The sequence below is a fragment of the Streptomyces sp. NPDC052687 genome, from assembly GCF_040678395.1.
Taxonomy (GTDB): Bacteria; Actinomycetota; Actinomycetes; order Streptomycetales; family Streptomycetaceae; genus Streptomyces.
Genome location: NZ_JBFATR010000022.1, coordinates 100,342 through 106,747, shown reverse-complemented (window position 1 = coordinate 106,747; position 6,406 = coordinate 100,342). Strand labels below are relative to the sequence as shown.

6 protein-coding genes are annotated in these 6,406 nt (G+C 68.3%); 5 read left to right on the top strand and 1 reads right to left on the bottom strand.

The window, feature by feature from the left end:
- A partial coding sequence (locus AB0K92_RS19500) for a hypothetical protein (RefSeq protein ID WP_365924431.1) occupies nucleotides 1-196 on the bottom strand: 196 nt, incomplete at its 3' end.
- 480 nt (nucleotides 197-676) lie between these two features.
- Between AB0K92_RS19500 and AB0K92_RS19495 the strand changes: the two genes are divergently transcribed.
- The 5 genes from AB0K92_RS19495 to AB0K92_RS19475 all read left to right on the top strand — a co-directional run bounded on the left by AB0K92_RS19495 (nucleotide 677) and on the right by AB0K92_RS19475 (nucleotide 6,380).
- Nucleotides 677-1,909 carry a branched-chain amino acid ABC transporter substrate-binding protein gene (locus tag AB0K92_RS19495; RefSeq protein ID WP_365924423.1) on the top strand — a complete coding sequence of 411 codons (1,233 nt, stop codon included), beginning with the start codon at nucleotides 677-679 and terminating at the stop codon, nucleotides 1,907-1,909.
- A gap of 115 nt (nucleotides 1,910-2,024) precedes the next feature.
- Nucleotides 2,025-2,954: a branched-chain amino acid ABC transporter permease gene (locus AB0K92_RS19490; RefSeq protein WP_365924421.1), complete on the top strand. Its 930-nt coding sequence runs from the start codon at nucleotides 2,025-2,027 to the stop codon at nucleotides 2,952-2,954.
- A 5-nt stretch (nucleotides 2,955-2,959) separates the two neighbouring features.
- Nucleotides 2,960-4,783, top strand: coding sequence for a branched-chain amino acid ABC transporter permease (locus AB0K92_RS19485; protein WP_365924419.1), 1,824 nt, complete (start codon nucleotides 2,960-2,962; stop codon nucleotides 4,781-4,783).
- A gap of 5 nt (nucleotides 4,784-4,788) precedes the next feature.
- On the top strand, nucleotides 4,789-5,667 hold the full coding sequence (locus tag AB0K92_RS19480; protein ID WP_165997519.1) for an ABC transporter ATP-binding protein: 879 nt from the start codon (nucleotides 4,789-4,791) through the stop codon (nucleotides 5,665-5,667).
- Nucleotides 5,664-6,380 carry an ABC transporter ATP-binding protein gene (locus AB0K92_RS19475; protein WP_365924417.1) on the top strand — a complete coding sequence of 239 codons (717 nt, stop codon included), beginning with the start codon at nucleotides 5,664-5,666 and terminating at the stop codon, nucleotides 6,378-6,380. The genes AB0K92_RS19480 and AB0K92_RS19475 overlap by 4 nt, the downstream gene beginning before the upstream one ends.
- Nucleotides 6,381-6,406: the final 26 nt, after the last annotated feature.

Genomic DNA, 6,406 nt, shown 5'->3' with positions numbered 1-6,406 from the left:
CATGGTCCTGCTGGACTCCACGGTCGTGGGCGTCGCCCTGCCCCGCATCGGCCGCGACCTGGACGCCGACCTGGCGGTGCTCCAGTGGACGGTCATCCGTGCACTCACCACGCATTTCCGTAACGGCGATTTCACACCTCTTTCCGGACGAAGCGGTGAAGCGCGGATTCCCCCGCAAGATCGCCGAGATCGCCATCGCCCCGAGGTGATCGAATCCGCGAAAGCGTCCCGGAACGCCGGGCTCCCTTTCGCGGGCGTAACTCTTCGTAATGCGCACGCAATACGGATCACGCCTCTTTCCGCCCCGGCGGACACCCGGCCCGTGGCGCCTCCGCAGGCCTCGCAAGCCCCACAGGTAGCCCGCAGCAACGATGTCGCGACATCAGCAAAATGCAAGAACACTGCTGATAAGAGCTGGGCGGGGCCTGCGAGTCTCACCATATGGACCGGGCGAATCAGTCAGAATTCCGCGCTTCCACCCGCCCAGTACCGCTCTGCATTACGTCGTGTCATAACAAGAGCGTCACAGCCTTGGTCAGACCCTCCTCCACGTTCCCCACACACGCTTAGAGTCACGGCCAGTCACCGCGCCGACGGATTCGAAGTTCCCTTCGGTCCGGCGCTCGACTCGACGCGCTCCACAGGGAGCCGGCGTGCCAGGGAAAGGACCTGATTCGTGCGTCAACGTTCGCTCATTGCCATCACCGCCGCCCTCGCGGCGGGATCGCTCACCCTCACCGCATGCGGGTCGCGCGACGACAGCAGCAACGGCGGCGACGGCGGCGAGAAGACCACCGTCGTGATCGGCGTCGACGCCCCCCTGACGGGTGACCTCTCCGCTCTCGGCCTGGGCATCAAGAACTCCGCCGACCTGGCCGTGAAGACGGCCAACAAGGAGGAGTACGTCAAGGGCGTCGAGTTCAAGCTCGAGCCCCTGGACGACCAGGCCCAGCCGTCCGTCGGCCAGCAGAACGCCCAGAAGTTCATCAGCAACAAGGACGTCCTCGGCGTCGTCGGCCCGCTGAACTCCAGCGTGTCGCAGCAGATGCAGAAGCCGCTCAACGACGCCGGCCTGGTCCAGGTCTCCCCGGCCAACACCGGCACCGAGCTGACCCAGGGCGACGGCTGGAAGACCGGCAACTCGGTCCGCCAGTTCAAGACCTTCTTCCGCACCGCCACCACGGACGAGATCCAGGGCGCCTTCGCCGCCGAGTACCTGTACACCAAGGCCGGCGTCAAGAAGGTCTACCTGATCGACGACCAGAAGACCTACGGCGCGGGTCTCGCCGCCTCCTTCAAGACCAACTTCACCAAGCTCGGCGGCAAGATCGTCGGCACCGACCACATCAACCCCGACGACCGTGACTTCAACGCCGTCGTGGCCAAGATCAAGAAGACCGGCGCCGAGGCGCTCTACTACGGCGGCGAGTACCCGGCCGCCGCTCCGCTGAGCCAGCAGCTCAAGGACAGCGGCCAGAAGATCCCGCTGATGGGCGGCGACGGCATCTACTCCGGCGAGTACCCCAAGCTGAACAAGAAGGCCGAGGGCGACCTCGCCACCTCCGTGGGCAAGCCGGTCGAGCAGCTCGACTCCGCCAAGGAGTTCATCAAGAACTACGAGGCCGAGGGCTACGAGGACGCCTACGAGGCGTACGGCGGCCTGACCTACGACGCCACCTGGTCGATCATCGAGGCCGTGAAGCTGGCGGTCGAGGGCAACGACGGCAAGCTCCCGTCGGACGGCCGCAAGGCGGTTCTGGACGCCATGGCCAAGGTCAAGTTCGACGGCGTCACCGGCACCATCTCCTTCGACGAGTTCGGTGACACCACGAACACCCTGATGACCGCCTACAAGGTCAAGGGCAACACCTGGGCGCCGGAGTACAGCGCCTCCCCCAAGGTGGACTGAGCAGGGGACGAGTAGAGAGAACATCCCCCTCACACATTGATCCAGGCCGCGCGGGCAGCGCCCACCAGCGCTCCCGCGCGGCGCCATATCCGAACCACTCCACGGAGGCCCTGCGGTGAACGAACTGCCGCAACAGCTGGCCAATGGACTCATCCTCGGCGCGATGTACGGACTCATCGCGATCGGCTACACGATGGTCTACGGCATCGTCCAGCTCATCAACTTCGCCCACGGCGAGATCTTCATGGTCGGGGGCTTCGGGGCCCTGACCATCTGGCTCATACTCCCCGACGGCTTCGCCCTCGGCGCCGCCGTCCCGCTCATGATCGTCGGTGGCATCGTCGTCTCGGTCGCGGTCGCCACCGCGGCGGAACGGTTCGCCTACCGGCCGCTGCGCACCGCGCCCCGGCTGGCGCCCCTGATCACCGCCATCGGCCTGTCCATCGTCCTCCAGCAGGTCGTGTGGATGTGGTACCCGGACGCCAAGAAGGACGTCCCCTTCCCGCAGTTCGACGGCGACCCCATCGACATCCTCGGCGCCAACATCCAGCGCGGTGACCTCTTCGTGCTGATCGCCGCCCCGCTGTGCATGGTCGCCCTGGGCCTCTTCGTGACGAAGACCCGCTCCGGCCGCGGTATGCAGGCCACCGCCCAGGACCCGGACACCGCCAAGCTGATGGGCATCAACACCGACCGCATCATCGTGATGGCCTTCGCCATCGGTGCCGCGTTCGCCGCCATCGCCGCGGTCGCCTACGGCCTGAAGAACGGCCAGGTCGGCTTCCGGATGGGCTTCCTGATGGGCCTCAAGGCCTTCACCGCCGCCGTGCTCGGCGGCATCGGCAACATCTACGGCGCCATGCTCGGCGGCCTCGTGCTCGGCGTCGCCGAGTCCCTCGCCACCGGCTACATCGGTGACATCCCCGGCATGGAGCTGTTCGGCGGCGGCGCCTGGAAGGACGTGTGGGCGTTCAGCCTGCTCATCCTCGTCCTGCTCTTCAGGCCACAGGGCCTGCTCGGCGAACGCGTCGCGGATCGGGCGTGATACCCATGACGAAGACCACCGACACCACCGTCGACACCACCAAGGTGTCCACCGCCCCGGCCACCCCGGTCGTGCCGCTGCCCTCCGCCGCGGCCCGCGCCCTCACCGTCGCCGGCTCCGCGGTCGCCCTCGCCGGCACCTTCCTCGCCTGGACCTGGACCGAGGAGTTCCCCGGCAAGCTCACGATCACCGGCTACCCCGGCGGTCTGCAGGTGCTCACGCTCGTGGGAGCACTGCTCACCCTGCTGTTCGCCGTCTCCGGCTACGGCGTCAAGGGCCTGCGCTGGCTCACCCCGGGCGGCACCAACAGCCCCGTCGTGCTGAGCGCCCTCGGCGTCCTCGGCACCACCGGCTACGCCCTCGGCGCGATCTCCTACGAGCTGGGCGGCCTGGTCAACCTGGAGCCCGGCGCCTGGATCTCCGGCGTGGGCGCCCTGGTCGCCGTGATCGGCGCCCTCGGCCTCCCGGTCGACCAGCCGTACGACGCGAGCGACCCGAACCCGGGCCTGTGGGGCCGGATCCGCCACGCGCTGACCGCTCCCGAGCCGCCCCGCGCCAAGGAGCTGCCCTCCTGGGCGGAGATCCTGATCATCGCCGCGGGCTTCGGCGTCGGCCTGTACGTCTTCGCGTACGGCATCGGCACCGAGTACTCCGAGCTGTTCATCGGCTTCCTGATCGTCGCCGGGTTCGGTTTCACCGCCGTCACCCGCGCCGGCCTGCTCAAGCGGCTCTCGGCGCTCACCGCCAAGCACCGCAACGTCGCCCTCGCTGCGGCGTTCGTCGCGGCGATCTGCTTCCCGTTCACCCAGACGAACGACCAGTTCGCCCTGATCGGCGCCAACATCCTGATCTTCGCGACGGTCGCGCTGGGCCTGAACGTGGTCGTCGGCCTCGCCGGTCTGCTCGACCTCGGATACGTCGCCTTCCTCGGCGTCGGCGCCTACGCCGCCGCCCTGGTCTCCGGCTCCCCGCAGTCGACCATCGGCGTCCACTTCCCGTTCTGGGCGGCGGTCCTCACCGGTGCCCTCGCCTCGCTGGTCTTCGGCGTGGTGATCGGTGCCCCGACCCTGCGGCTGCGCGGCGACTACCTCGCCATCGTGACGCTCGGTTTCGGTGAGATCTTCCGCATCACCATGAACAACCTGAACGGCAACAGCGGTCCGGACGTCACCAACGGCTCCAACGGCATCCCGAACATCCCCGACCTGGAGATCTTCGGGTTCAACCTGGGCCTGCCGCACAACGTCCTGGGCCACGAGCTGACCCGTTCCGGCAACTACTACCTGCTGATGCTGGTGTTCACGGCCGTCGTCGTGCTGGTCTTCCGCCGCTCCGCGGAGTCCCGCATCGGCCGCGCGTGGGTCGCCATCCGCGAGGACGAGACCGCCGCCACCGCGATGGGCATCAACGGCTTCCGCCTGAAGCTGCTCGCCTTCGCGCTCGGCGCGTGCCTCGCCGGTCTCGCCGGCACCGTCCAGGCGCACGTGTCGTACAGCGTCACGCCCGAGCAGTACCAGTTCGCCGGCTCCGTGCCGCCCAACTCGGCCTTCCTGCTCGCCGCCGTCATCCTCGGCGGCATGGGCACCATCAGCGGCCCGCTGATCGGCGCCGCGCTGCTCTACCTGATCCCCGCCAAGCTGCAGTTCATGGCGGAGTACCAGCTGCTCCTCTTCGGCATCGCGCTGATGCTCCTGATGCGCTTCCGGCCCGAGGGCCTGGTCGCCGACCGCAGGAAGCAGCTCGAATTCCACGAGACCGGACAGCTCGACGTACCGGACGACAAGCCGCTTCCCGACGGCGCGACCGGCGTCGCCAAGGCAGGGGCGTGACCGTCATGACCACCACCACAACCGCACCCGCACCCGCCGGCACCACGGTGCTCGACGCCAGCGGCGTCACGATGCGCTTCGGCGGCCTGACCGCCGTGCGCGGGGTCGACCTCACCGTCAACAGCGGCGAGATCGTCGGCCTCATCGGCCCCAACGGCGCCGGGAAGACGACCTTCTTCAACTGCCTCACCGGCCTGTACGTGCCGACCGAGGGCAAGGTCGCCTACAAGGGCACCGTCCTGCCGCCCAAGCCGCACCTGGTCACCCAGGCCGGCATCGCCCGTACGTTCCAGAACATCCGGCTCTTCGCCAACATGACCGTTCTGGAGAACGTGCTGGTCGGCCGGCACACCCGCACCAAGGAAGGCCTGTGGTCGGCCCTGCTGCGGCTGCCCGGCTTCAAGAAGGCCGAGCAGGAGTCGCGCGAGCGGGCGATGGAACTCCTGGAGTTCACCGGCCTGGCCGCCAAGGCCGACCACCTCGCCCGCAACTTGCCCTACGGCGAGCAGCGCAAGCTGGAGATCGCCCGGGCGCTGGCGAGCGAGCCGGGTCTGCTCCTGCTGGACGAGCCGACCGCCGGCATGAACCCGCAGGAGACCCGGGCCGCGGAGGAGCTGATCTTCGCGATCCGGGAGAAGGGCATCGCCATCCTCGTCATCGAGCACGACATCCGGTTCATCATGAACCTGTGCGACCGGGTCGCCGTGCTGGTCCAGGGCGAGAAGATCGTCGAGGGCCCCGCCGAGGTCGTCCAGGCCGACGAGCGCGTCATCGCCGCCTACCTCGGCACGCCCTTCGAGGGCGCGCCGGGCAAGGAGGAGGTCGCGGAGGTCGAAGCCGCCGAGGCCGAGGCGCACAGCACCACGGAAGGGGACGACAAGTGACCGCTCTGCTGGAGGTCGAGGACCTCAGGGTCGCCTACGGCAAGATCGAGGCCGTCAAGGGCATCTCGTTCGCGGTGAACGCGGGCGAGGTCGTCACCCTCATCGGCACCAACGGCGCGGGCAAGACCACCACCCTGCGGACGCTGTCCGGGCTGCTCACGCCGGTCTCCGGCGAGATCCGCTTCGACGGCAGGTCGCTGAAGAAGATCCCCGCCCACAAGGTCGTCTCGCTGGGCCTCGCCCACTCCCCCGAGGGGCGGCACATCTTCCCCCGGATGACGATCGAGGACAACCTCCGCCTCGGCGCGTTCCTGCGCAACGACAAGGAGGGCATCGAGAAGGACATCCAGCGCGCCTACGACCTGTTCCCCATCCTCGGGGAGCGGCGCAAGCAGGCGGCGGGCACCCTCTCCGGCGGTGAGCAGCAGATGCTCGCCATGGGCAGGGCGCTGATGTCCCGTCCGAAGCTGCTCATGCTCGACGAGCCCTCCATGGGTCTGTCGCCGATCATGATGCAGAAGATCATGGCGACCATCCAGGAGCTGAAGTCGCAGGGCACGACGATTCTGCTCATCGAGCAGAACGCCCAGGCGGCGCTCTCGCTGGCCGACCACGGCCACGTCATGGAGGTCGGCAAGATCGTCCTGTCGGGCACGGGCCAGGACCTGCTGCACGACGAGTCGGTGCGCAAGGCGTACCTGGGCGAGGACTAGGACACCTCACCACGAAGGACCGCCGC